This window comes from Pseudomonas sp. Van50, from assembly GCF_055390755.1.
Map to the genome: position 1 here is coordinate 5,265,091 of NZ_AP024343.1, position 22,610 is coordinate 5,287,700.

The window sequence follows — 22,610 nt, forward strand, 5'->3', positions numbered from 1 at the left end:
GGATCAGATACCCCAGAGAATCTGCACACCCCAGACGAAGTAAGCGAACATCGCAACGCCGCATACTGCCTGGAAAAGGAAACGTACGGCAGTCGCCGACTTGCCGAACGCCATGGGCGTCAGGTAGTCGGTCGCGATGGTCCACATGCCGACCCAGGCGTGAGCGCCCAGTGCGACAAGTGCCAGCAGACTGAAGATACGCATCCAGTTGTTTGCGAACAGTTCATGCCATTGGGCATAGCCCAGGCCTGGGTTTGCCACGACATATCCGATCAGGAAAATGAAGTAAGCCGCGAGAACGACCGCAGACACACGCTGGGCCATCCAGTCGTAGAGGCCCGAACGCGAAAGGTTCGTGACGTTGGTTACCATATCCAGACTCCTGCCAGAACGATCAGCACCGCAGACACGGCGATAATGATTTTCGAGCCCAGCTTGCCGCCTTCCAGCGTCTCACCGATGCCCATGTCCATGATCAAGTGGCGCACACCGGCGACCAAGTGATACAGCAAGGCGGACAGGATGCCCCAAATCACTAGCTTGGCTAGCGGACTGGTCAGACACGCTTTCACCTGACCGAAGCCTTCTTCCGAATCGAGCGACTTGTCCAATGCATAAAGCATGATGGCCAGGCTGACGAAGAGGATGACACCGGAAATACGGTGAAGAATGGACGTGTAAGCAGTGACTGGGAGTTTGATGGTCCTTAGGTCTAGGTTTACAGGTCGTTGGCTTTTCACGGCTTTTTTTTCACACTGAAGAGCCCCTAACAATCAGGGCAAAGTTGTTGGGGCGCGCACTGGTCAGGTACTCACCACCCAGGGAGTGACGACCCCCAAGAAAGCAGGCCCAAAAGCCCCTGGCGGTCGGTGGCCGAGTATAGACAGTTAGGCTACTAATGACAACGCGTTCACCTTCCCCTAATAGCGCATTGCACATATGGCGCAAAAGGCGTAAACGGCAGGTAATTTCGCGGAAAAAGTGCGGTTAAAGCCTTCTGGAGCAAGACTTTAGGCAAATTGACTTTCGGATTTATCTCACTATAGTGGTGCGGGCCCTGCGTGGGGGTCTGTCTGATGATTTCAAGCATTAATAGGAGGCCACATGGCTGACAAAAAAGCGCAGTTGATCATCGAGGGCGCAGCCCCCGTCGAGCTGCCCATTTTAACCGGCACCGTTGGTCCCGATGTAATCGACGTACGGGGCCTGACGGCCACGGGCCGTTTCACCTTTGACCCAGGTTTCATGTCGACCGCCTCGTGCGAGTCGAAAATCACCTACATCGACGGCGACAACGGCATCCTGCTGCACCGCGGCTACCCGATCGAGCAACTGGCTGAAAAATCGGACTACCTGGAAACCTGCTACCTGCTGCTCAACGGCGAGCTGCCGACCGCAGAGCAAAAGGCCCAGTTCGTCAGCACCGTGAAGAACCACACCATGGTTCACGAGCAGTTGAAGACCTTCTTCAACGGCTTCCGTCGCGATGCCCACCCGATGGCCGTCATGTGCGGCGTTGTCGGCGCTCTCTCGGCCTTCTACCACGACTCCCTGGACATCAATAACCCCCAGCATCGCGAAATTTCCGCGATCCGCCTGGTGGCGAAGATGCCGACCCTGGCAGCCATGGTCTACAAGTACTCCATGGGCCAGCCCATGATGTACCCGCGCAACGACCTGACCTATGCAGAGAACTTCCTGCATATGATGTTCAACACCCCGTGCGAGATCAAACCGATCAGCCCGGTGCTCGCCAAGGCCATGGATCGGATCTTCATCCTCCATGCCGACCACGAGCAGAACGCCTCCACGTCCACCGTGCGCCTGGCCGGCTCCTCGGGTGCCAACCCGTTCGCCTGTATCGCCGCCGGTATCGCCGCACTCTGGGGCCCTGCCCACGGCGGTGCGAACGAAGCGGTGCTGACCATGCTCGATGAAATCGGTGATGTCTCGAACATCGACAAGTTCATCGCCAAGGCCAAGGACAAGAACGATCCGTTCAAGCTGATGGGCTTCGGTCACCGGGTCTACAAGAACCGCGACCCGCGCGCCACCGTGATGAAGCAGACCTGCGACGAAGTGCTCAAGGAACTGGGGATCAAGAACGATCCGCAACTCGAACTGGCCATGCGCCTGGAAGAGATCGCCCTGACCGACCCGTACTTCATCGAGCGCTCGCTGTACCCGAACGTCGACTTCTACTCGGGGATCATCCTCAAGGCGATCGGCATTCCAACCAGCATGTTCACCGTGATCTTCGCCCTGGCGCGGACCGTCGGCTGGATCTCCCACTGGAAGGAAATGCTCTCCAGCCCGTACAAGATCGGCCGCCCGCGCCAGCTGTACACCGGCTACGAGTCGCGTGACATCACCCAGCTGGAAGACCGCAAGTAAGACCTGCCTTGCGATAGGTCCCAAGCTGCATTGAAACAGCCCCCGCTTCTTATATAAGAACGGGGGCTGTTTTGTTTGTGCCTCCTTTTATGCAGTGGCGGCCGGACTGGCGCCATCGCGAGCAAGCTCGCTCCCACACTGGAACCCAATCCCCTGTGGGAGCGAGCTTGCTCGCGATGACGCCAGCCCTGGCCCCCTTAAACCCGGCACAAAAAAATACCCCGGCCTCTCGACCGGGGTATTTCTTCAAGCTCTTATCGCTACATCAATGGTTAACCGCCCCACTCGCCCCCAGGCCAGTCTGCGAACGCACGAACTGCGGGAAGAACAGCGCCCGTTCGTTTGCGCCTTCAGCCGACTTGTCGGTGATGGAGAAGAACCAGATGCCGACGAACGCAATGGCCATCGAGAACAGCGCCGGGTATTCATACGGGAAGATCGCCTTCTCGTGACCCATGATCTGTACCCAGATGGTCGGACCGAGGATCATCAGGCCCACGGCACTGACCAGGCCCAGCCAGCCACCAATCATGGCGCCACGAGTGGTCAGTTTCTTCCAGTACATCGAAAGCAGCAGTACCGGGAAGTTGCAGCTCGCCGCGATGGAGAACGCCAGGCCCACCATGAACGCGATGTTCTGCTTCTCGAACAGGATACCCAGGCCGATCGCCAGCACCGCCAGGGCGATGGTGGTGATTTTCGAGACGCGAATCTCGTCCTTCTCGTTGGCCTTGCCTTTCTTGATCACGCTGGCATACAGGTCATGGGACACCGCCGAGGCACCGGCCAGGGTCAGGCCCGCCACTACCGCCAGGATGGTGGCAAAGGCTACCGCCGAGATGAAGCCCAGGAAGATGCTGCCGCCCACGGCGTTGGCCAGGTGCACCGCCGCCATGTTGTTACCGCCCAGCAAGGCACCTGCCGCGTCCTTGAAGGCCGGGTTGGTGCTGACCAGCAGGATCGCGCCGAAGCCGATGATGAAGGTCAGGATATAGAAGTAACCGATGAAGCCGGTGGCATACAGTACGCTCTTGCGCGCTTCCTTGGCGTCGCTCACGGTGAAGAAGCGCATCAGGATGTGCGGCAGGCCAGCGGTACCGAACATCAGCGCCAGACCCAGGGAGAAGGCCGAGATCGGATCCTTCACCAGGCCGCCGGGGCTCATGATCGCCTCGCCTTTAGGGTGAACCTTCACCGCTTCGGCAAACAGCATGTTGAAGTCGAAGTTGACGTGCTTCATGACCATCAACGCCATGAACGAAGCACCCGACAGCAGCAAGACCGCCTTGATGATCTGCACCCATGTGGTGGCCAGCATGCCGCCGAACAGCACATAGAGGCACATCAGGATACCCACCAGGATCACCGCAACGTGGTAGTCCAGGCCGAACAGCAGCTGGATCAGCTTGCCGGCACCGACCATCTGCGCGATCAGGTAGAACGCCACCACCACCAACGAACCGCTGGCAGACAAGGTACGGATCTGGGTTTGGCCCAGGCGATAGGACGCCACATCGGCAAACGTGTACTTACCCAGGTTACGCAGGCGCTCGGCGATCAGGAACAGGATGATCGGCCAGCCCACCAGGAAGCCGATGGAGTAGATCAGGCCGTCATAACCGGACGTGAACACCAGCGCGGAAATGCCCAGGAAGGACGCCGCCGACATGTAGTCGCCCGCGATTGCCAGGCCGTTCTGGAAACCGGTGATCTTGCCGCCGGCCGCATAGTAGTCGGCCGCCGAGTTGTTTTTCTTGGACGCCCAGTAGGTGATATACAAAGTCGCGCCGACGAAGGCCACGAACATCAGGATAGCCGCGACGTTGAGGGGTTGTTTCTGCACGGCACCGGTCAGGGCGTCAGCCGCCCAGGCGCCTGGTGCGAACGCTGCGATGCTCAATAGAGCCAGTAGACGCCGGATCATTGCTGAGCCTCCTTGAGAATCGCATTGTTCAGGTCGTCAAACTCGCCGTTGGCGCGCCGCACGTAGATGCCGGTCAGGATGAAGGCCGAGACAATCAGGCCGACACCGATGGGAATACCCCAGGTGATGGTGGACTCAGGCGTGATCTTGGCCCCGAGAATGTGTGGCCCGTAGGCAATCAGAAGAATGAAGCCGGAATACAGCCCAAGCATGATCGCCGAGAGAATCCAGGCGAACTTTTCCCTTTTTCTCACCAGCTCCTTGAAGCGCGGGCTGTTTTGAATCGAGAGGTAAATGCTGTCGTTCATTGTTTTTATCCTCGCAGCACAGATTTAATTGGAACGACTCTACTCTATGCGGCTCAAGGCCAGGTTCCAGACGACCTTAGTATTAGAACGACATGACGGTTTTGCCAGTTTCCCGCACATTTCTCGTAATCCCCCCTGTGGGAGCGAGCCTCTGTGGGAGCAAGGCTTGCCCGCGATGCAGGCACCTCGCTTGAACTTGAGACCTAGGCGATGCCATCGCGGGCAAGCCTTGCTCTCACAGGGCTCGGTGTAGAACCCAGGAATTGCAGGCACAAAAAAACCGCATGACACAACGTCATGCGGCTTCTCGAGCCAGCTAAATCAGGTTGATTACTTGCCGGTCCACTCCTTCACGCGGTCCGGGTGCTTGGCGACCCAGTCCTTGGCAGCGGCGTCCGGCTTGGCGCCTTCCTGGATCGCCAGCATGACTTCGCCGATCTCGTCTTTCGACGCCCACTGGAATTTCTTCAGGAACTCGGCCACTTCCGGGGCCTTGGTGCCCAGTTCCTTGCTGCCGATGCTGTTTACAGTCTCAGCCGCGCCGTAGACGCCTTTCGGGTCTTCCAGGAAGCGCAGTTTCCACTTGGCGAACATCCAGTGCGGCACCCAACCGGTGACCGCGATGGATTCGTTTTTCTTCTCGGCACGGGTCAGCTCGGCGATCATGCCGGCGCCGGAACTGGCCTTGAGTTGATAACCGGTCAGGTCGTAATCCTTGATTGCCTGTTCGGTCTTGAGCATCACGCCTGAACCGGCGTCGATGCCGACGATGCGCTTCTTGAAGGAGTCGTCGGTCTTGAGATCCTCGAGCGACTTGGCCTTGACGTACTCCGGCACGATCAGGCCGATTTTTGCGTCCTTGAAGTTGGGGCCGTAATCGACCACTTGATCCTTGTTCTTGGTCCAGTAGTCGCCGTGGGTCACTGGCAGCCAGGCCGACAGCATCGCATCGAGTTTGCCGGTGGCCACGCCTTGCCACATGATCCCGGTCGCGACCGCTTGCAGCTTCACGTCATAACCGAGTTTTTGCTTGATCACTTCGGCGGCCACGTGGGTGGTCGCGACGCTGTCGGACCAGCCGTCAACGTAACCGATGCTCAGGGTTTTGGTTTCGGCGCTGGCCAAGGTGGAACTGACGGCCAGTACCAGTGCGGCACCTGCGCCCAAGAGTCGTCGCATCTTCATCGTTACTTCCCCGAAAGTGCTGCGCCCGACGGATGTCGGGCGGCGTCAACGTATAGTTATGATGCTCAGCGCCCCCATCACGCTCGCCCTCAAACCGGTCTGAACGCCAGTGGAGTACTGACAGGATTGATCATCAACCTGTGCCGTTCCGCAACCTGCTCTGTCTGCGACGTCGAGGCAACGAGAAACGACATCAGAACGCCAGCTACTGTTTCCGGGCAATTGGCGTCTCCTCACACGTGAGATTTGCAGGCCAAATCCGGTAAATGCCAGATAACTAGCCGCCACTGCGCATGACCGTGTATCGTCCCGCTACTATCGCGCCCCGTCCGTGCCTGTTTTGTGCCCGTCATGGCACTTGGCTCCGCTTCGGTGGTCATAGGCTGCGAACTTCATTCGGCACCTTCCTCTAAGGGATCCAGTCATGCTCCGTTCCTTGCGCTTCGCTGCCCTCCTCGGCGGCCTTATCCTGAGTGCGTCCGCGCTGGCGGCAGATATTGACGCCGCCAGCTATGGCTACCCCTTGACCAACCCGTTCGAGGCGACCATCGCCACCACGCCGCCGGACCTGCGTCCGGAGCTGCCGCTGATCGAAGACATCAATCAGGCCGACCACAGCCTGACCCTGCGCCCGGAACGCGAGTTCATCCTGCCGGACAACTTCTGGCCGGTTAAAAGCCTCACCTACCGCATGGCCACCCAGGACAAGCCCGCGCCGCTGATCTTCCTGATCGCCGGCACCGGTGCGCGCTACGACAGCACCCTCAACGAATACCTCAAGCGCCTCTACTACAAGGCCGGCTACCACGTGGTGCAGTTGTCCTCGCCCACCAGTTTCGACTTCATGAGTGCCGCTTCGCGCTTTGCCACGCCGGGCATTTCCAAGGAAGACGCCGAGGACATGTACCGGGTGATGCAGGCCGTGCGCGCGCAGAACCCCAAGCTGCCGGTGACCGAGTACTACCTGACCGGCTACAGCCTCGGCGCTCTGGATGCGGCCTTTGTCGCCCACCTGGACGAAACCCGGCGCAGCTTCAATTTCAAGAAAGTGCTGCTGCTGAACCCGCCGGTGAACCTCTACACCTCGATCACCAACCTGGACAAACTGGTCCAGACCGAGGTCAAGGGCATCAACAGCACCACGACCTTCTATGAACTGGTACTGAACAAGCTGACCCGTTACTTCCAGCAAAAAGGCTACATCGACCTCAACGACGCCCTGCTCTACGACTTCCAACAGTCCAAGCAGCACTTGAGCAATGAACAGATGGCGATGTTGATCGGCACCTCGTTCCGTTTCTCGGCAGCCGACATCGCGTTCACCTCGGACCTGATCAACCGTCGCGGCCTGATCATCCCACCCAAGTTCCCGATTACCGAAAGCACCAGCCTGACGCCGTTCCTCAAGCGTGCGCTGCAATGCGATTTCGACTGTTACCTCACCGAGCAGGTGATCCCGATGTGGCGCGCACGCACCGACGGCGGCAGCCTGCTGCAACTGGTCGACCAAGTCAGCCTGTACGCGCTGAAGGATTACCTGCACGACAGCCCGAAGATTGCCGTCATGCACAATGCCGACGACGTCATTCTCGGCCCGGGCGACCTGGGCTTCCTGCGCAAGACCTTTGGCGATCGCCTGACGGTTTATCCACTGGGCGGCCACTGCGGCAACCTTAACTACCGCGTCAACAGCGACGCCATGCTGGAGTTTTTCCGTGGCTAAATATCTGCTGCTTATCGCTGCGTTAATGAGTGCGGGCATGGTCCACGCCGACAACAGCAAAGCCAACGCGCCTGTGGTGGTGGATTCGGACGGCTTCAAGGAACCGCTGACCAAACTCAAGTTCAACCCGGGGCTGGACCAGCGCGAGTTCGAGCGCTCGACCCTCAACGCGTTGAACGTCTATGACCCGCTGGAATCCTGGAACCGCCGGGTCTATCACTTCAACTACCGCTTCGACCAATGGGTCTTCCTGCCCGTCGTCGATGGCTATCGCTACATTACCCCAGGCTTCGTGCGCACCGGGGTCAGCAACTTCTTCAACAACCTGGGGGACGTGCCGAACCTGATGAACAGCCTGCTGCAATTCAAGGGCAAGCGTTCAATGGAAACCACGGCGCGGCTGCTGCTCAACACCACCGTGGGCATCGCCGGCCTGTGGGACCCGGCCACCGCCATGGGCCTGCCGCGCCAGAGCGAAGACTTCGGTCAGACCCTGGGCTTCTATGGCGTGCCAGGCGGCGCGTATTTCGTACTGCCGATCTTCGGCCCGTCGAACCTGCGCGACACCTCTGGCCTGCTGGTGGACTACACGGCCGAATCGGCGATCAACTTCCTCAACGTCGCCGAAGTCAGCTCCAACCACCCGGAACTGCTGCTCCTGCGCGGCGTGGACAGGCGCTACCAGACCAGCTTCCGTTATGGCCAACTGAACACGCCGTTCGAGTATGAAAAGGTGCGGTACGTGTACACCGAGTCGCGCAAGTTGCAGATCGCCGAGTAACTTTCGACCACCCCAAACCCACTGTGGGAGCGAGCTTGCTCGCGATAGCGCTCTGTCAGACAACATAAATGTTGAATGTCAGGCCCTCATCGCGAGCAAGCTCGCTCCCACAGTTGTCATGGGTTGCCAGTCTTAGCCTTTCAGCGCTTTCCAGAGCTTGCCGACCACCATCACCCCCGCCAACACCGCCGCCCCGGCAACGATCCCGGCCACGGCATTGAGCAGCGTCGGCACGATAAACCCGGCACCACCGGCACTGGCTGCCACGCCTTCGATCCAGTGATGCACCACTGGCACGCCATGGGTCAGGATGCCACCGCCCACCAGGAACATGGCCGCGGTGCCGATCACCGACAGGCTTTTCATCATGTAGGGTGCCGCCCTCAGGATCGCACCGCCGATGCTTTTGGCGGCCTGGCCTGGCTTCTGCGTCAACCAGAGTCCCAGGTCATCGAGCTTGACGATCCCGGCCACCAGACCATAGACGCCAACGGTCATGACGATGGCGATGCCCGACAGGACGATCACCTGCTGGGTCAGTGGTGCATCAGCGACGGTGCCGAGGGTGATCGCGATGATTTCGGCCGAGAGAATGAAGTCGGTGCGCACCGCGCCCTTGATCTTGTCCTTTTCAAAGGCCACCAGATCGACCGCCGGGTCCGCCACCGCCTCGACCAGTTGCGCATGTTCGGCCTGGTCCTCGGCCTTGCTGTGAAGGAACTTGTGGGCAAGTTTTTCGAACCCTTCGAAACACAAATAGGCGCCGCCCACCATCAACAAGGGCGTCACCAACCAAGGAACGAAGGCGCTGATCGCCAGCGCCGACGGCACCAGGATCAATTTATTGATGAATGAGCCCTTGGCCACCGCCCACACCACTGGCAGCTCCCGCTCGGCACGCACGCCCGACACTTGCTGGGCATTGAGCGCCAGGTCATCGCCGAGCACGCCGGCGGTTTTCTTGGCGGCCATCTTGGTCATCAGCGCGACATCGTCGAGCACGGTGGCGATGTCGTCGATCAGTACCAGCAAACTGCTTCCAGCCATGGAGGGGGCTCCTTGAATAATAATGCCGCGCAGCATACCGCGAGCCGCAGCGCCTTGGGGCATTCTTGAGCGCCGCGCGAAGCTGGTGCTACCATGCGCCACCGCCAGAACAGGCAAGGAACCCCTGGGTTTATGAGCACAATCCGCGAGCGCAACAAAGAATTGATCCTGCGTGCCGCCAGCGAAGAATTTGCCGACAAGGGCTTCGCCGCGACCAAGACCAGCGACATCGCGGCCAAGGCCGGCCTGCCCAAACCCAACGTCTACTACTACTTCAAATCCAAGGAAAACCTCTACCGCGAGGTGCTGGAAAGCATCATCGAGCCGATTCTCCAGGCCTCGACACCGTTCAATGCCGACGGCGTGCCCGGCGAGGTGCTGAGCCACTACATCCGCTCCAAGATCCGCATCTCCCGCGACCTGCCTTTCGCCTCGAAAGTCTTCGCCAGCGAAATCATGCACGGCGCCCCCCACCTGAGCCCCGATCTGGTGGAACAACTCAACGCCCAGGCCCGGCACAACATCGACTGCATCCAGACCTGGATCGACCGCGGCCAGATCGCCCCCATCGACCCCAACCACCTGATGTTCAGTATCTGGGCCGCCACCCAGACCTATGCCGATTTCGACTGGCAGATCAGCGCCGTGACCGGCAAGGCGAAGCTGGATGAAGCGGATTACGAAGCGGCGGCGCAGACGATCATTCGGTTGGTGTTGAAGGGGTGTGAGCCAGACTGAAGACCGAGTTGCCTTCAATCGTGAGCAAGCTCGCTCCCACACTGGGTTTGCGGTGTCTAGGCATCATGTGTCCAGCATCAACCCTGTGGGAGCGAGCTTGCTCGCGATTGAAGGCACCTCGACTTCAGATTGAACCCATATTGCATCCCACAGTGGATAGTCACCCAATCGCGTCACCAGACCTGCCCGCAGCGGGTTGGCGACAACATAGCGAGCGAGCTTGACCAAGTCCTCCTCGCGCCGCAGCGCTCGGTCATGGTATCCCTGTTGCCACAGGCTACCTTGTCGTCCAGTGGACAGGTTCACCGCCCGAGCACTCAAGGACTTGGTTTTTTGCATCAACTCATTCAACGAGCCTTGCTGCAATTCGATCAACCAATGGAAGTGATCAGGCATAACCACCCAAGCCAATGACTTCGCCCATTTCTTATCCTGGGCAAACCGAAATTGTTCAACGACCAATCTGCCTAAAGCGAAGTCCTGGAAAATCGGCTTTCGCTCAACCGTGTTAGTGGTCAATAAATAGATTCGACTCAACTCACCGTAACGGCCAATGCGCAAGCGATGTGAAGCAGGTAGATCAGGCATTCCTTCGCCTCTCCAATAATCAGGTCATCAAAGGCTAGGCCAGTTGATTTTTGGATGCCGGGCTGACTCTTGGCTGGATGTGTCTGACAGATCGTCATCGCGAGCAAGCTCGCTCCCACACTGGGTTTGCGGTATTTAGACACTATGTGTCTGGCATCAAACCTGTGGGAGCGAGCTTGCTCGCGATGGCACCAGTCCATTCACCCCAAAATCAAGCAACCACCCCCACATCCGCCCTCAACTGCAACGCCTCCACCGCCCTGACCGCCACCTGCTCATCCACATCCGAAACATCACCACTGACACCAATCGCCCCCAGCACCCTCCCGTCCTGATCCCTGATCAATACCCCACCCGGGGCCGGTACGACGTTGCCCTGCCCTAACCCATTCAACGCGGCAAAGAACGCCGGGCGTTGTTGGGCGTCCTGGGCGAGCAGGCGCGAGCCCTTGCCCAAGGCGATGGCGCCCCAGGCCTTGCCGATGGCGATCTGCGGGCGAAGCAGGCTGGCGCCGTCTTCGCGCTGCAGGGCAATCAGGTGTCCGCCACTGTCCAGGACCGCGACGGTCAAGGGCGCAGCGCTGATTTCACGACCGGCGGCAAGGGCTTGCCCGGCCAGGTTGACGGCGACTTTCAAGGTTAGAGCGCTCATGGGTGCTGTCCTTCTTTTGTTATGGAAAAGCCTTTTGGCTTCACTTTCAGAAAAACCGAACCTCACAAATAGAACACAACACTGAATATTTTTGTATACAATAATTTTCACAAATCGCCTTAACTGATGAAAGAGAGCAGCAAAACCTGACCTTCCGACGAATGAAACAGGTGCTTGAGGAAATGGATTGACCTTCGTCGTTCGCCATGAATACACTCTGCACAAAGCCACTTGTATACAATTACAAAACGTAAGAGGCACAAAACCATGAGCAAAATGAGAGCAATCGAAGCCGCCGTTCTGGTGATGCGCCGTGAAGGCGTGGACACGGCCTTCGGCATCCCGGGTGCCGCGATCAACCCGCTGTACTCCGCCCTGCAGAAGGTGGGTGGCATCGATCATGTCCTCGCTCGCCACGTTGAAGGCGCCTCGCACATGGCCGAGGGTTACACCCGGACCAAGGCCGGCAATATCGGTGTATGCATCGGCACTTCGGGCCCGGCCGGCACCGATATGGTGACCGGCCTCTACAGCGCTTCGGCCGATTCGATCCCGATTCTGTGCATCACCGGGCAAGCCCCCCGCGCCCGTATGCACAAGGAAGACTTTCAGGCTGTGGATATCACCAGCATCGTCAAACCCGTGACCAAGTGGGCAACCACCGTGCTGGAGCCAGGCCAGGTGCCGTATGCCTTCCAGAAGGCGTTCTTCGAAATGCGCTCCGGCCGCCCGGGCCCGGTGCTGATCGACCTGCCGTTCGACGTGCAGATGGCTGAGATCGAGTTCGACATCGACGCCTATCAACCGCTGCCGCTGGCCAAACCCGCGGCCAATCGCGTGCAGATCGAGAAAGCCCTGGCGATGCTCAATCAGGCTGAGCGTCCATTGCTGGTGGCCGGCGGCGGCATCATCAACGCCGATGCCAGCGACCTGCTGGTGGAGTTCGCCGAACTGACCGGTATCCCGGTCATCCCCACCTTGATGGGCTGGGGCACCATTCCCGACGATCATCCGCAGATGGTCGGCATGGTCGGCCTGCAAACGTCCCACCGCTACGGCAATGCGACCTTGCTCAAGTCGGACGTGGTGCTGGGCGTCGGTAACCGCTGGGCCAACCGTCACACCGGTTCGGTGGACGTCTACACCGAAGGCCGCACGTTCATTCATGTGGACATCGAGCCGACCCAGATCGGCCGCGTCTTCACCCCTGACCTGGGCATCGTTTCCGACGCTGCCTCGGCCTTGACGGTGTTCATCGAAGTGGCCCGCGAATGGCAAGCCGCCGGCAAACTGAAAAACCGTAGCGCCTGGCTGCAGGACTGCCAGCAACGCAAGGCCAGCCTGCAGCGCAAGACTCACTTCGACAACGTGCCGGTCAAGCCACAGCGGGTGTACGAAGAAATGAACCAGGTGTTCGGCAAGGACACCTGCTACGTCAGCACCATCGGCCTGTCGCAGATCGCCGGGGCGCAGTTCCTCCACGTCTACAAGCCACGCCACTGGATCAACTGCGGCCAGGCCGGCCCCTTGGGTTGGACGATTCCGGCGGCGCTGGGGGTGGTCAAGGCCGATCCGAGCCGCAAGGTCGTGGCGCTGTCGGGCGACTATGATTTCCAGTTCATGATCGAAGAGCTGGCGGTGGGTGCGCAGTTCAAGCTGCCCTACATCCATGTGGTGGTGAACAATTCCTACCTGGGCCTGATTCGCCAGGCCCAGCGCGGGTTCGACATGGACTATTGCGTGCAACTGTCCTTCGACAACCTCAACGCCCCGGAACTCAACGGCTATGGCGTGGACCACGTTGCCGTGGCCGAGGGCCTGGGGTGCAAGGCGCTGCGGGTGTTCGAACCGGCGGGTATCCAACCGGCGCTGCGCCAGGCCCAAGCGATGATCGAGGAGTTCAAGGTGCCGGTGATCGTCGAGATCATCCTGGAGCGGGTGACCAACATCTCCATGGGCACCGAGATCAATGCCGTCAATGAGTTTGAAGACTTGGCGCTTGTGGGCAACGATGCACCGACCGCTATTTCGTTGCTCGATTGACCGACCGGCGTCCCTGTGGGAGCGAGCTTGCTCGCGATGACGGCGCTACATTCAACCTGGATGCAAGCAGACACACCGCTATCGCGAGCAAGCTCGCTCCCACAGGGGGCCTGATAAATACTCACAGGAGACCACCATGCCGCGTTTCGCCGCCAACCTGTCCATGCTGTTCACCGAGCAGGATTTCCTCGCCCGTTTCGAAGCCGCCGCCAAGGCCGGCTTCAGTGGTGTCGAATACCTGTTCCCCTATGACTACAGCTCCGCCGAACTCAAGGCCTTGCTCGACGCCAACGGCCTGACCCAAGTGCTGTTCAACCTGCCGGCCGGCGACTGGGCCAAGGGCGAACGTGGCATTGCCTGCCTGCCGGATCGGGTCGAGGAGTTCCGCGCCGGTGTCGACCTGGCCATCGCCTATGCCCAGGTGCTGGGCAACACGCAGGTCAACTGCCTGTCGGGGATTCGTCCGCAGAACTGCAGTGAAACCCTGGTGGAGAAAACCTTCGTCGCCAACCTGAAATACGCCGCCGAAAAGTTGCAGGCCAAAGGCATCAAGCTGGTGATGGAGGCCATCAATACCCGCGACATTCCTGGCTTCTACCTGAACAACACCGCCCAGGCCTTGTCGATCCGGGAGCAGGTGGGCAGCGCCAACCTGTTCCTGCAATACGACATCTACCACATGCAGATCATGGAAGGTGACCTGGCCCGGACCCTGTCGGCACACCTGGGCGAGATCAACCATGTGCAACTGGCGGACAACCCGGGCCGCAACGAGCCGGGCACGGGGGAAATCAACTACCGCTTCCTGTTCGAACACCTGGACCGCATCGGCTACCAGGGTTGGGTCGGCTGTGAATACAAGCCGCTGACCACCACCGAAGCCGGCCTGGGCTGGCTGAAAACCCATAACGCGATCTGACGCAGTTTCCCCCTGTGGGAGCGAGCTTGCTCGCGATGGCGTCAGTCCAGTCACTCATTTCCTGGCTGACACACCGTCATCGCGAGCAAGCTCGCTCCCACAGAAAAGCACTCCCTCATTTGCTTGAAGCAATACAAAAACAAGAGGATTTTCCCATGGCTAAAATCGGATTCATTGGCACCGGCATCATGGGCCACCCCATGGCACTGAACCTGCAAAAGGCCGGCCACAGCCTGTTCCTGTCCCAGCACCACGACGCGGCTCCGACCGACCTGCTGGCCGGCGGCGCGGTGGCGTTGGCCAACCCGAAGGAAGTGGCCCAGGAAGCCGAGTTCATCATCGTCATGGTCCCGGACACGCCGCAGGTCGAGGACGTGCTGTTGCGCGCCGACGGCATAGCGGCGGGCGTGGGCGCGGGCAAGGTGGTGATCGACATGAGTTCGATCTCCCCCACCGCCACCAAGGCGTTCGCGGCGAAGATCAATGAAAAAGGCGCGCAGTACCTCGATGCCCCGGTCTCCGGTGGTGAAGTCGGTGCCAAGGCTGCGACCCTGAGCATCATGGTCGGCGGCGACAACGCCGCCTTCGAGCGGGCCCTGCCGCTGTTCCAGGCCATGGGCAAGAACATCACCCTAGTGGGCGGCAATGGCGATGGCCAGACCGCCAAAGTGGCGAACCAGATCATCGTCGCCCTGAACATCCAGGCGGTGGCCGAAGCGTTGTTGTTCGCCGCGAAAAACGGTGCCGACCCGGCCAAGGTCCGTGAAGCACTGATGGGCGGTTTCGCGTCGTCGAAGATCCTCGAAGTACACGGTGAACGCATGATCAAGGGCACCTTCGACCCGGGCTTCCGCATCAGCCTGCACCAGAAGGACCTGAACCTGGCCCTGCAAGGCGCCAAGGAACTGAACATCAACCTGCCCAACACCGCCAACGCCCAACAAGTGTTCAGCACCTGCGCGGCCATTGGCGGCAGCCACTGGGATCACTCGGCGCTGATCAAGGGGTTGGAGCATATGGCCAATTTCTCGATTCGCGACAAATAGACCCTGCCCCCCTGTGGGAGCGAGCTTGCTCGCGATAACGGTAGCCCAGCCAACATCTTTGTTGAATGTAAAACCGCTATCGCGAGCAAGCTCGCTCCCACAGGGTTCGCATCAACACTAATAATAAAAACCGGGAGCCCGCCATGTCGGTCGATCCGCAACAACTGCTGCGCGAGCTGTTTGCCACAGCCATCGATGCGGCCCATCCGCACCACGTCCTTGAGCACTACCTGCCCAGCGACCGCAGCGGCCGAGTGATCGTCATTGGCGCCGGCAAGGCCGCGGCGGCCATGGCGCAAGTGGTCGAGCGCTGCTGGCAGGGTGAAGTGTCCGGCCTGGTGGTAACCCGCTACGGCCATGGCGCGCCCTGCCAGAAAATAGAAGTGGTGGAAGCCGCCCACCCGGTGCCTGACGCCGCGGGCCTGGCCGTGGCCCAGCGAGTCCTGGAGCTGGTGAGCAATCTCAGCGAAGACGACCGGGTGATCTTTCTCTTGTCCGGCGGCGGCTCCGCCCTGCTCGCCTTGCCAGCCGAAGGCATCACCCTGGCCGACAAGCAATCGATCAACAAAGCCTTGCTCAAGTCCGGTGCGACCATCGGCGAGATGAATTGCGTGCGCAAGCACCTCTCGGCAATCAAGGGCGGGCGCCTGGGCAAGGCCTGCTGGCCGGCGACGGTGTACACCTACGCGATTTCCGATGTGCCGGGCGACCTGGCCACGGTCATCGCATCCGGCCCCACGGTGGCCGACCCCAGTACATCGGCCGAAGCCCTGGCGATTCTCCAGCGCTACCGCATCGATGTGCCGGCATCGGTGCGCGACTGGCTGCACAGCCCTGCGTCGGAAACCGTCAAGCCCGGCGACCCGAGCCTGGCCTGCAGCCACTTCCAATTGATCGCCCGTCCCCAGCAATCCCTGGAAGCCGCAGCGGTGAAGGCTCGCCAAGCCGGTTTCAGCCCGTTGATCCTCGGCGACCTGGAAGGCGAATCCCGGGAGGTGGCGAAAGTCCACGCCGGCATTGCCCGGCAAATCGCCCTGCACGGCCAGCCGCTGGCGGCGCCGTGCGTGATTCTCTCCGGCGGCGAAACCACCGTCACCGTGCGCGGCGATGGCCGTGGCGGGCGCAATGCCGAATTCCTGCTGAGCCTGACCGACAGCCTCAAGGGCCATCCCGGCATTTATGCACTGGCTGGCGACACCGACGGCATCGACGGTTCCGAAGACAACGCCGGCGCCCTCATGACCCCGGACAGCTATCGCCGCGCTGCCGAACTGGGCCTGTGCGCCAGCGACGAGTTGGATAACAACAATGGCTACGGCTACTTCGCCGCCCTGGATGCGCTGATCGTCACCGAACCGACCCGCACCAACGTCAACGACTTTCGCGCCATCCTGATCCTCGAGAACCCCAAACATGACGCCTGATAAAAAGGTCAAGATCCTCGCGACCCTCGGCCCCGCCACCCGAGGCATCGATGACATCCGCGAGCTGGTACAGGCCGGCGTGAACATATTCCGCCTGAACTTCAGCCACGGCGACCATGCCGACCACGCCCAGCGCTACCAGTGGATTCGTGACGTCGAGCAGCAGCTCAATTACCCCCTGGGCATCCTGATGGACCTGCAAGGCCCGAAGCTGCGGGTTGGCCAGTTCGCAGACGGCAAGGTCCTGCTGCAACGGGGCCAGGCCCTGCGCCTGGACCTGGACCCGACGCCGGGTGATCAACGCCGGGTCAACCTGCCCCATCCGGAAATCATCGCGGCCCTGGAGCCCGGCATGGACCTGCTGCTGGACGACGGCAAGTTGCGCCTGCGCGTGACCGCCAGGCACCGCGACGCCATCGACACCGAAGTGCTCAACGGCGGCGAGCTGTCGGACCGCAAAGGCGTGAACGTGCCCCAGGCCGTGCTCGACCTGAGCCCGTTGACCGCCAAGGACCGGCGCGACTTGAGTTTCGGCCTGGAGCTGGGCGTGGACTGGGTAGCGTTGTCGTTCGTGCAGCGGCCCGAGGACATCCGCGAGGCTCGCGCGCTGATCGGCAACAAGGCGTTCCTGATGGCGAAGATCGAGAAACCGTCGGCGGTGGCCCAACTGCGGGAAATCGCCGAATTGAGCGACGCGATCATGGTCGCCCGCGGCGACCTGGGGGTCGAAGTCCCGGCCGAAAGCGTGCCGCAGATTCAGAAAAACATCATTGGCACCTGCCGCGCCCTGGGCAAACCGGTGGTGGTGGCCACCCAGATGCTCGAGTCGATGCGCTTTTCCCCGGCGCCCACCCGCGCCGAAGTCACTGACGTTGCCAACGCCGTGGCCGAGGGGGCTGATGCGGTGATGCTGTCGGCGGAAACCGCTTCAGGGGATTACCCCCTTGAAGCCGTGCAAATGATGAGCAAGATCATCCGCCAGGTGGAAAACGGTCCCGACTACCAGGCGCAACTGGACGTCAGCCGAGCGAAAGCCGAGGCCACGGTGTCGGATGCCATCAGCTGCGCGATCCGGCGCATCAGCAGCATCCTGCCGGTGGCGGTGCTGGTGAACTACAGCGAATCAGGCAGCTCCAGCCTGCGCGCGGCGCGGGAACGGCCGACGGTGCCGATCCTCAACCTCACGCCGAACCTGCAGGCCGCCCGCCGCCTGACGGTGGCCTGGGGCGTGCATTCGGTGGTCAATGATCGGTTGAAGCAGGTGGACGAAGTCTGTTCCACCGCCCTGGAAATCGCCCAGGCCCAAGGCATGGCCCAGCGTGGCGATACCTTGCTGATCACCGCGGGCGTACCGTTCGGGCAGCCGGGGTCGACCAATTCGCTGCGCATCGAGACGTTGATCTAGCGTCTGTACTGGCCTCATCGCGAGCAAGCTCGCTCCCACAGGGGGCTGCGGTGCCCTTGTGGGAGCGAGCTTGCTCGCGATGAAGTCGACTCGGTCCCTCTGACACACACCTACCATGCCCAACACCCACTGCCCCGACTGGGCCACCGCCCTGCTCAACGGCTTCAGCCAAGTCTTTCTCCAGCGCCATCCGCTGTGCGGCCTGCTGTGCCTGTTGGCGATTCTGCTCACGGCGCCCGCCCTGTTCGGCGGCGCGTTGCTCGGCGGTGTGGCCGGGTTGTTGACGGCCCAGCAACGCGGTTACACCAAGGCCGACCGGCAAGCCGGGCTGTTCAGCTACAACGGCATCCTGCTGGGCCTGCTGCTGAGCCTGGCGTTGCCCTGGTCCGTCCTGTTGCCACCGTTGATCATCGCCGCGGGTGGCCTCAGCGCGATGCTGACCCAGCAATGGCTCAAGCACACCCGAGGCCCTCGTTGCCTGCCGGCCTACACCGCGCCCTTTGTCGGGCTGGCTTGGCTGCTGATGGGTTTCACCCTGCCGCAGCCCGCCGCCACCTCGATTGAAATGACCCTGCCCAACCTGCTGGCCGCGCTTCTGAGCGGACTGGGCCAGGTCATGTTTCTCGGCCACCCTGCGGCCGGTGCGCTGATCGCCGCCGGTCTGCTGCTGGCCAACCGGCGCGCCGGCGCTTGGGCATTGTTCGCTTCCGCCGTCGGCCTGGCCTTCACCCTCTCGCAGTATGAAAACGCATCCGCCCTGTCCGGGCTGGGCGGCTATAACCCGGTGTTGGTGGCGCTGGCCCTCAGCCAACAGCGCCGCCCATGGCTGCCGCTGATGGGCATCGTCCTGGCAATCATGCTCACGCCAGGCTTTAACGCCCTCGGCCTGCCTCCCCTGACAGCACCGTTCATCCTCGCCTGCTGGCTGATCCAGGCCACCGGCCGGGCGTGGTGTCAGGCCAGCCTCGACATCGCGCCTTGCGCTGTACGGGGCAATCCCCCTAGGCTTCGCTGATTCCGGTTCAGGCGAAGATTATGCAAAGCAGCGACAACTGGCGTGAACGCCTCTACGTGATCATTTTCCAGACCGACACCGTGGCCGGCCGGCGCTTCGACAGCACCCTGCTGTTGATCATCCTCGCCAGCCTGGTGATCGTGATGCTCGACAGCATCGACAGCGTGCACAAGCACTATGCGGCCCTGCTGGCGGCTATCGAGTGGGGCTTCACGTTCATCTTCATCGTCGAATACGGCCTGCGCCTGTACTGCTCGCCCAAGCCGCTGCGCTATGCCTTCAGTTTCTACGGCCTGGTGGATCTTCTGGCGATCGTGCCGGGGATCCTGGCGCTGTACTACAGCGATGCCCAATACCTGTTGATCATTCGGATCATCCGCATGCTGCGGATTTTCCGCGTGCTCAAGCTCAGCCCTTACCTCAAGCAAGCCAACTACCTGATGGCGGCGCTGCGCGGGAGCAAGCAGAAAATCATCGTGTTCCTGGTCAGCGTCTCGACCCTGGTGACCGTCTTCGGCACGCTGATGTACGTCATCGAAGGCCCCGAGCACGGTTTCACCAGCATCCCCAAGGGTATCTATTGGGCTATCGTGACACTGACCACCGTAGGCTTCGGCGACATCGTGCCCAAGACACCCCTGGGCCAAGTGGTGTCGTCCCTGGTGATGATCACCGGTTACTCGATCATCGCCGTGCCAACGGGTATTTTCACGGCTGAACTGGCCACGGCCATGCGCGGTGACCAGCTCAAGCACGATTGCCCGGTGTGCAGCAAAAACAACCACGAACACGGCGCCGCTTTCTGCTCCCGTTGTGGCAATGCACTGTTTAAGAAATTGGAATAAGCAAAGCACTTTTTGATGCTTGAAGGTCTATAGGCATGCAGCTAGTGTGCTGGCTAATTGCCCGGAATCCCCGTTCAAATAAAAAGGAATTCGTATAAGTGAAGAACTTCTTTGGCGCCTCCCTTCTCGCCGTTGGCCTGACCTTCGGCAGCCTGGCCCACGCCGCCCCGACCCTGCTTAACGTTTCCTACGACGTCATGCGCGACTTCTACAAGGACTACAACACAGCCTTCCAGAAGCACTGGCAGGCCGAGCACAACGAAAACATCACCGTGCAAATGTCGTTCGGCGGCTCCAGCAAGCAGGCGCGCTCGGTGATCGACGGGCTGCCGGCGGATGTCATCACCATGAACATGGCCACCGACATCAACGCCCTGGCGGACAATGGCAAGCTGGTGCCCGAGAACTGGGTCACCCGCCTGCCGAACAACAGCGCGCCGTTCACCTCGGCCACGGTATTCATCGTGCGCAAAGGTAACCCCAAAGCACTGAAGGACTGGCCCGACCTGCTCAAGGATGGCGTGCAGGTGATCGTGCCCAACCCGAAAACCTCCGGCAACGGTCGCTACACCTACCTGTCGGCCTGGGGTTACGTGCTGAAAAATGGCGGTGACGAGAACAAGGCCAAGGCCTTCGTCGGCAAATTGTTCAAGCAGGCGCCGGTCCTGGACACTGGCGGTCGCGCCGCGACGACCACCTTCATGACCAACCAGATCGGCGACGTGCTGGTGACCTTTGAAAACGAGGCGGAAATGATCGCCCGCGAGTTCGGCCGCGACCAGTTCGAAGTGATCTACCCAAGCGTTTCCGCCGAAGCCGAGCCACCGGTCAGCGTGGTCGACAAAGTCGTCGAGAAGAAAGGCTCCCGCGAAGCGGCAGAGGCCTACCTCAAGTACCTGTGGTCGCCCGAAGGCCAGGAAATCGCCGCCGCCAACTACCTGCGCCCACGGGACCCGGCAGTACTGGCCAAATACACCGACCGCTTCCCGAAAGTGGACTTCCTGTCCGTGGAAAAAACCTTCGGCGACTGGCGCACGGTGCAGAAGACTCACTTCAATGATGGCGGGATTTTCGACCAGATCTATAGCGGCCAGTAAGGCTCGACTCGCCTCAAAGCCAGGCTGTCAGCCAAGTCCAAACCTGTGGGAGCGAGCTTGCTCGCGATAACGGTCTGTTCTGCATCAATGATGTTGGAATGAAGCCGCTATCGCGAGCAAGCTCGCTCCCACAGGATCTGATCGTTACCATTAATCCCCGGCATGTCTGATATCAGCCGCAAAGCCTGTTCCTGAGCCCTGCAAGTCTTTAGCCTCACGCCATCCTTTCAATTGATCGATGAGATTGCCATGAGTGCTCATTCACCCACCTCGCCCGGCAGCACCCTGACCCGCGGCATGGTCCTGCTCTTCGCCTTCTGCTGCGGCGCCATTGTCGCCAACATCTACTACGCCCAACCCATCATCGAACTGATCGCACCCGATGTCGGCCTGAGCAGCACCATGGCCAGCCTGATCGTCTCGCTGACCCAGATCGGTTATGCCCTGGGCCTGTTTTTCCTGGTGCCGTTGGGTGACTTGCTGGAAAACCGTCGATTGATGATTCTCACCACGCTGGTGGCGATTGCCAGCCTGTTGGGGGCGGCGTTCACTGACCAGCCGAATGTGTTCCTGCTGGTCTCGCTGCTGGTGGGGTTCAGTTCGGTGTCGGTGCAAGTCCTGATTCCTCTGGCCGCGCACCTGGCACCAGAGGAGTCCCGGGGGCGGGTCGTGGGTGGGATCATGGGCGGCCTGCTGCTCGGGATCCTGCTGGCGCGGCCGGTCTCCAGCGTCGTGGCCGATCACTTCGGCTGGCGGGCCATGTTCATCATCGCTGCCGCGTTGATGGCCGCGATCAGCATCGTCCTGGCGCTGACCGTGCCCAAGCGCCAGCCCGACCATAGCGCCTCTTATGGCCAACTGCTGGGTTCGCTCGGCACCCTGCTGCGCCAACAACCGCTGTTGCGCCAACGGGCGTTCTACCAAGCCTGCATGTTCGCCACGTTCAGCCTGTTCTGGACCGCCGTGCCGCTGGAACTGTCACGCAACCACGGCCTGTCCCAGACTGAAATCGCCCTGTTCGCCCTGGTCGGCGCCATCGGTGCCATCGCCGCGCCCATCGCCGGTCGCCTGGCGGATGCCGGCCATACCCGCAACGCCTCGCTGCTGGCGATGCTGTTCGCCAGCCTGAGTTTCCTGCCGGCGTTCATCCATCCGCTCTACAGCGTGATCGGCCTGGCGGTGACCGGCGTGGTCCTGGACTTCTGCGTGCAGATGAACATGGTCCTGGGCCAGCGCACCATCTACGCCCTCGACGCCAAGAGTCGCAGCCGGCTGAATGCGCTGTACATGACCAGCATCTTCGTCGGCGGCGCCTTCGGCTCATCGATTGCCAGTGCCGTGTACGAGCACGGCGGCTGGTTGTGGGTGGTGATCGTCGGCAGCGCCTTTCCGCTGTTGGCCTTGCTGCGCTTCTTGAGTGCCTCGCGCAAGCCGTCCCTGGCCACGGCCTGAAACCCCACCCATAAAAAATGCCCG

At 60.9% G+C, this 22,610-nt stretch carries 20 protein-coding genes and 1 pseudogene; 13 read left to right on the forward strand and 8 right to left on the reverse strand.

Translation table 11 applies throughout. The features are described 5' to 3' along the window. Window positions 1-3 precede the first annotated feature (3 nt). Together sdhD and sdhC are read right to left on the reverse strand one after the other, a co-directional pair. Window positions 4-372 (reverse strand): succinate dehydrogenase, hydrophobic membrane anchor protein, encoded by a 369-nt coding sequence (gene sdhD, locus ACZ5M5_RS22430; RefSeq protein ID WP_003204438.1) that lies wholly within the window; start codon window positions 370-372, stop codon window positions 4-6. Continuing rightward, window positions 366-740 (reverse strand): succinate dehydrogenase, cytochrome b556 subunit, encoded by a 375-nt coding sequence (gene sdhC, locus ACZ5M5_RS22435; RefSeq protein WP_003179220.1) that lies wholly within the window; start codon window positions 738-740, stop codon window positions 366-368. Before sdhC ends, sdhD begins: the two co-directional genes overlap by 7 nt. A 364-nt stretch (window positions 741-1,104) precedes the next feature. Here sdhC and gltA point away from each other — a divergent pair, with 364 nt between their 5' ends. Next, window positions 1,105-2,394 carry a citrate synthase gene (gene gltA, locus ACZ5M5_RS22440; protein WP_003204440.1) on the forward strand — a complete coding sequence of 430 codons (1,290 nt, stop codon included), beginning with the start codon at window positions 1,105-1,107 and terminating at the stop codon, window positions 2,392-2,394. Between the two features lie 265 nt (window positions 2,395-2,659). Here the strand turns inward: gltA and ACZ5M5_RS22445 are convergent, their stop codons facing one another. From ACZ5M5_RS22445 to ACZ5M5_RS22455, 3 genes are all read right to left on the reverse strand, one after another. Continuing rightward, entirely contained in the window at window positions 2,660-4,318 is a 1,659-nt protein-coding gene (locus ACZ5M5_RS22445) for a cation acetate symporter (RefSeq protein WP_060741156.1), read from the reverse strand. Beyond that, window positions 4,315-4,626 (reverse strand): DUF485 domain-containing protein, encoded by a 312-nt coding sequence (locus ACZ5M5_RS22450; RefSeq protein WP_060741155.1) that lies wholly within the window; start codon window positions 4,624-4,626, stop codon window positions 4,315-4,317. Before ACZ5M5_RS22450 ends, ACZ5M5_RS22445 begins: the two co-directional genes overlap by 4 nt. A 330-nt stretch (window positions 4,627-4,956) precedes the next feature. Continuing rightward, window positions 4,957-5,811 (reverse strand): glycine betaine ABC transporter substrate-binding protein, encoded by an 855-nt coding sequence (locus ACZ5M5_RS22455; RefSeq protein ID WP_060741154.1) that lies wholly within the window; start codon window positions 5,809-5,811, stop codon window positions 4,957-4,959. Window positions 5,812-6,235: 424 nt separating this feature from the next. Here ACZ5M5_RS22455 and ACZ5M5_RS22460 point away from each other — a divergent pair, with 424 nt between their 5' ends. Together ACZ5M5_RS22460 and ACZ5M5_RS22465 are read left to right on the forward strand one after the other, a co-directional pair. Next, a complete protein-coding gene (locus ACZ5M5_RS22460) occupies window positions 6,236-7,534 on the forward strand; it encodes an alpha/beta fold hydrolase (protein ID WP_060741153.1) in 1,299 nt (432 codons plus the stop codon). Beyond that, the gene (locus tag ACZ5M5_RS22465) at window positions 7,527-8,315 is read left to right on the forward strand and encodes an MlaA family lipoprotein (protein ID WP_092170930.1); all 789 of its coding nucleotides are present in this window, start codon (window positions 7,527-7,529) and stop codon (window positions 8,313-8,315) included. Before ACZ5M5_RS22460 ends, ACZ5M5_RS22465 begins: the two co-directional genes overlap by 8 nt. 132 nt (window positions 8,316-8,447) lie before the next feature. Here the strand turns inward: ACZ5M5_RS22465 and ACZ5M5_RS22470 are convergent, their stop codons facing one another. After that, entirely contained in the window at window positions 8,448-9,362 is a 915-nt protein-coding gene (locus ACZ5M5_RS22470) for a DUF808 domain-containing protein (RefSeq protein WP_464738010.1), read from the reverse strand. 132 nt (window positions 9,363-9,494) lie between these two features. Here ACZ5M5_RS22470 and ACZ5M5_RS22475 point away from each other — a divergent pair, with 132 nt between their 5' ends. Then, window positions 9,495-10,100: a TetR/AcrR family transcriptional regulator gene (locus tag ACZ5M5_RS22475; protein WP_014339596.1), complete on the forward strand. Its 606-nt coding sequence runs from the start codon at window positions 9,495-9,497 to the stop codon at window positions 10,098-10,100. Between the two features lie 132 nt (window positions 10,101-10,232). On the opposite strand, the pseudogene ACZ5M5_RS22480 reads toward ACZ5M5_RS22475, so the two are convergent. Next, a pseudogene (locus ACZ5M5_RS22480) lies at window positions 10,233-10,688 on the reverse strand (REP-associated tyrosine transposase); the annotation flags it as partial. Between the two features lie 211 nt (window positions 10,689-10,899). Then, window positions 10,900-11,340 carry a GlcG/HbpS family heme-binding protein gene (locus ACZ5M5_RS22485; RefSeq protein ID WP_060741150.1) on the reverse strand — a complete coding sequence of 147 codons (441 nt, stop codon included), beginning with the start codon at window positions 11,338-11,340 and terminating at the stop codon, window positions 10,900-10,902. A gap of 267 nt (window positions 11,341-11,607) precedes the next feature. On the opposite strand from ACZ5M5_RS22485, the gene gcl reads away from it, so the two are divergent. From gcl to ACZ5M5_RS22530, 9 genes are all read left to right on the forward strand, one after another. Further along, window positions 11,608-13,383 (forward strand): glyoxylate carboligase, encoded by a 1,776-nt coding sequence (gcl, locus tag ACZ5M5_RS22490; protein WP_060741149.1) that lies wholly within the window; start codon window positions 11,608-11,610, stop codon window positions 13,381-13,383. A 136-nt stretch (window positions 13,384-13,519) separates the two neighbouring features. Then, complete coding sequence (gene hyi, locus ACZ5M5_RS22495) at window positions 13,520-14,302, forward strand: hydroxypyruvate isomerase (RefSeq protein WP_060741148.1); 783 nt, start codon at window positions 13,520-13,522, stop codon at window positions 14,300-14,302. Window positions 14,303-14,457: 155 nt separating this feature from the next. Next, the gene (locus tag ACZ5M5_RS22500; RefSeq protein WP_464738011.1) at window positions 14,458-15,348 is read left to right on the forward strand and encodes a 2-hydroxy-3-oxopropionate reductase; all 891 of its coding nucleotides are present in this window, start codon (window positions 14,458-14,460) and stop codon (window positions 15,346-15,348) included. Between the two features lie 143 nt (window positions 15,349-15,491). Beyond that, window positions 15,492-16,772 (forward strand): glycerate kinase type-2 family protein, encoded by a 1,281-nt coding sequence (locus tag ACZ5M5_RS22505; RefSeq protein ID WP_060741146.1) that lies wholly within the window; start codon window positions 15,492-15,494, stop codon window positions 16,770-16,772. Further along, window positions 16,762-18,177 (forward strand): pyruvate kinase, encoded by a 1,416-nt coding sequence (gene pyk / locus ACZ5M5_RS22510; protein WP_103311273.1) that lies wholly within the window; start codon window positions 16,762-16,764, stop codon window positions 18,175-18,177. Before ACZ5M5_RS22505 ends, pyk begins: the two co-directional genes overlap by 11 nt. Window positions 18,178-18,292: 115 nt before the next feature. Beyond that, on the forward strand, window positions 18,293-19,192 hold the full coding sequence (locus ACZ5M5_RS22515) for an urea transporter (RefSeq protein ID WP_464738012.1): 900 nt from the start codon (window positions 18,293-18,295) through the stop codon (window positions 19,190-19,192). A gap of 20 nt (window positions 19,193-19,212) precedes the next feature. Next, window positions 19,213-20,037 (forward strand): ion transporter, encoded by an 825-nt coding sequence (locus tag ACZ5M5_RS22520; protein WP_060741143.1) that lies wholly within the window; start codon window positions 19,213-19,215, stop codon window positions 20,035-20,037. 98 nt (window positions 20,038-20,135) lie between these two features. Then, on the forward strand, window positions 20,136-21,134 hold the full coding sequence (locus ACZ5M5_RS22525; RefSeq protein WP_060741142.1) for a sulfate ABC transporter substrate-binding protein: 999 nt from the start codon (window positions 20,136-20,138) through the stop codon (window positions 21,132-21,134). Between the two features lie 249 nt (window positions 21,135-21,383). Then, window positions 21,384-22,586, forward strand: a complete 1,203-nt coding sequence (locus tag ACZ5M5_RS22530; protein ID WP_092170958.1) for an MFS transporter — start codon at window positions 21,384-21,386, stop codon at window positions 22,584-22,586. The last annotated feature ends 24 nt before the right edge of the window (window positions 22,587-22,610 follow it).

Excerpts from the sequence above, each read along its gene's own strand:
- hyi (WP_060741148.1), top strand. The coding sequence starts at position 13,520 with ATGCCGCGTTTCGCCGCCAACCTGTCCATGCTGTTCACCGAGCAGGAT.
- gcl (WP_060741149.1), top strand. The coding sequence starts at position 11,608 with ATGAGCAAAATGAGAGCAATCGAAGCCGCCGTTCTGGTGATGCGCCGT.
- ACZ5M5_RS22485 (WP_060741150.1), bottom strand. The coding sequence starts at position 11,340 with ATGAGCGCTCTAACCTTGAAAGTCGCCGTCAACCTGGCCGGGCAAGCC.
- pyk (WP_103311273.1), top strand. The coding sequence starts at position 16,762 with ATGACGCCTGATAAAAAGGTCAAGATCCTCGCGACCCTCGGCCCCGCC.
- sdhD (WP_003204438.1), bottom strand. The coding sequence starts at position 372 with ATGGTAACCAACGTCACGAACCTTTCGCGTTCGGGCCTCTACGACTGG.
- ACZ5M5_RS22530 (WP_092170958.1), top strand. The coding sequence starts at position 21,384 with ATGAGTGCTCATTCACCCACCTCGCCCGGCAGCACCCTGACCCGCGGC.
- ACZ5M5_RS22475 (WP_014339596.1), top strand. The coding sequence starts at position 9,495 with ATGAGCACAATCCGCGAGCGCAACAAAGAATTGATCCTGCGTGCCGCC.
- gltA (WP_003204440.1), top strand. The coding sequence starts at position 1,105 with ATGGCTGACAAAAAAGCGCAGTTGATCATCGAGGGCGCAGCCCCCGTC.
- ACZ5M5_RS22445 (WP_060741156.1), bottom strand. The coding sequence starts at position 4,318 with ATGATCCGGCGTCTACTGGCTCTATTGAGCATCGCAGCGTTCGCACCA.
- ACZ5M5_RS22505 (WP_060741146.1), top strand. The coding sequence starts at position 15,492 with ATGTCGGTCGATCCGCAACAACTGCTGCGCGAGCTGTTTGCCACAGCC.
- ACZ5M5_RS22520 (WP_060741143.1), top strand. The coding sequence starts at position 19,213 with ATGCAAAGCAGCGACAACTGGCGTGAACGCCTCTACGTGATCATTTTC.
- ACZ5M5_RS22450 (WP_060741155.1), bottom strand. The coding sequence starts at position 4,626 with ATGAACGACAGCATTTACCTCTCGATTCAAAACAGCCCGCGCTTCAAG.
- ACZ5M5_RS22460 (WP_060741153.1), top strand. The coding sequence starts at position 6,236 with ATGCTCCGTTCCTTGCGCTTCGCTGCCCTCCTCGGCGGCCTTATCCTG.
- ACZ5M5_RS22455 (WP_060741154.1), bottom strand. The coding sequence starts at position 5,811 with ATGAAGATGCGACGACTCTTGGGCGCAGGTGCCGCACTGGTACTGGCC.
- ACZ5M5_RS22500 (WP_464738011.1), top strand. The coding sequence starts at position 14,458 with ATGGCTAAAATCGGATTCATTGGCACCGGCATCATGGGCCACCCCATG.
- ACZ5M5_RS22470 (WP_464738010.1), bottom strand. The coding sequence starts at position 9,362 with ATGGCTGGAAGCAGTTTGCTGGTACTGATCGACGACATCGCCACCGTG.
- ACZ5M5_RS22515 (WP_464738012.1), top strand. The coding sequence starts at position 18,293 with ATGCCCAACACCCACTGCCCCGACTGGGCCACCGCCCTGCTCAACGGC.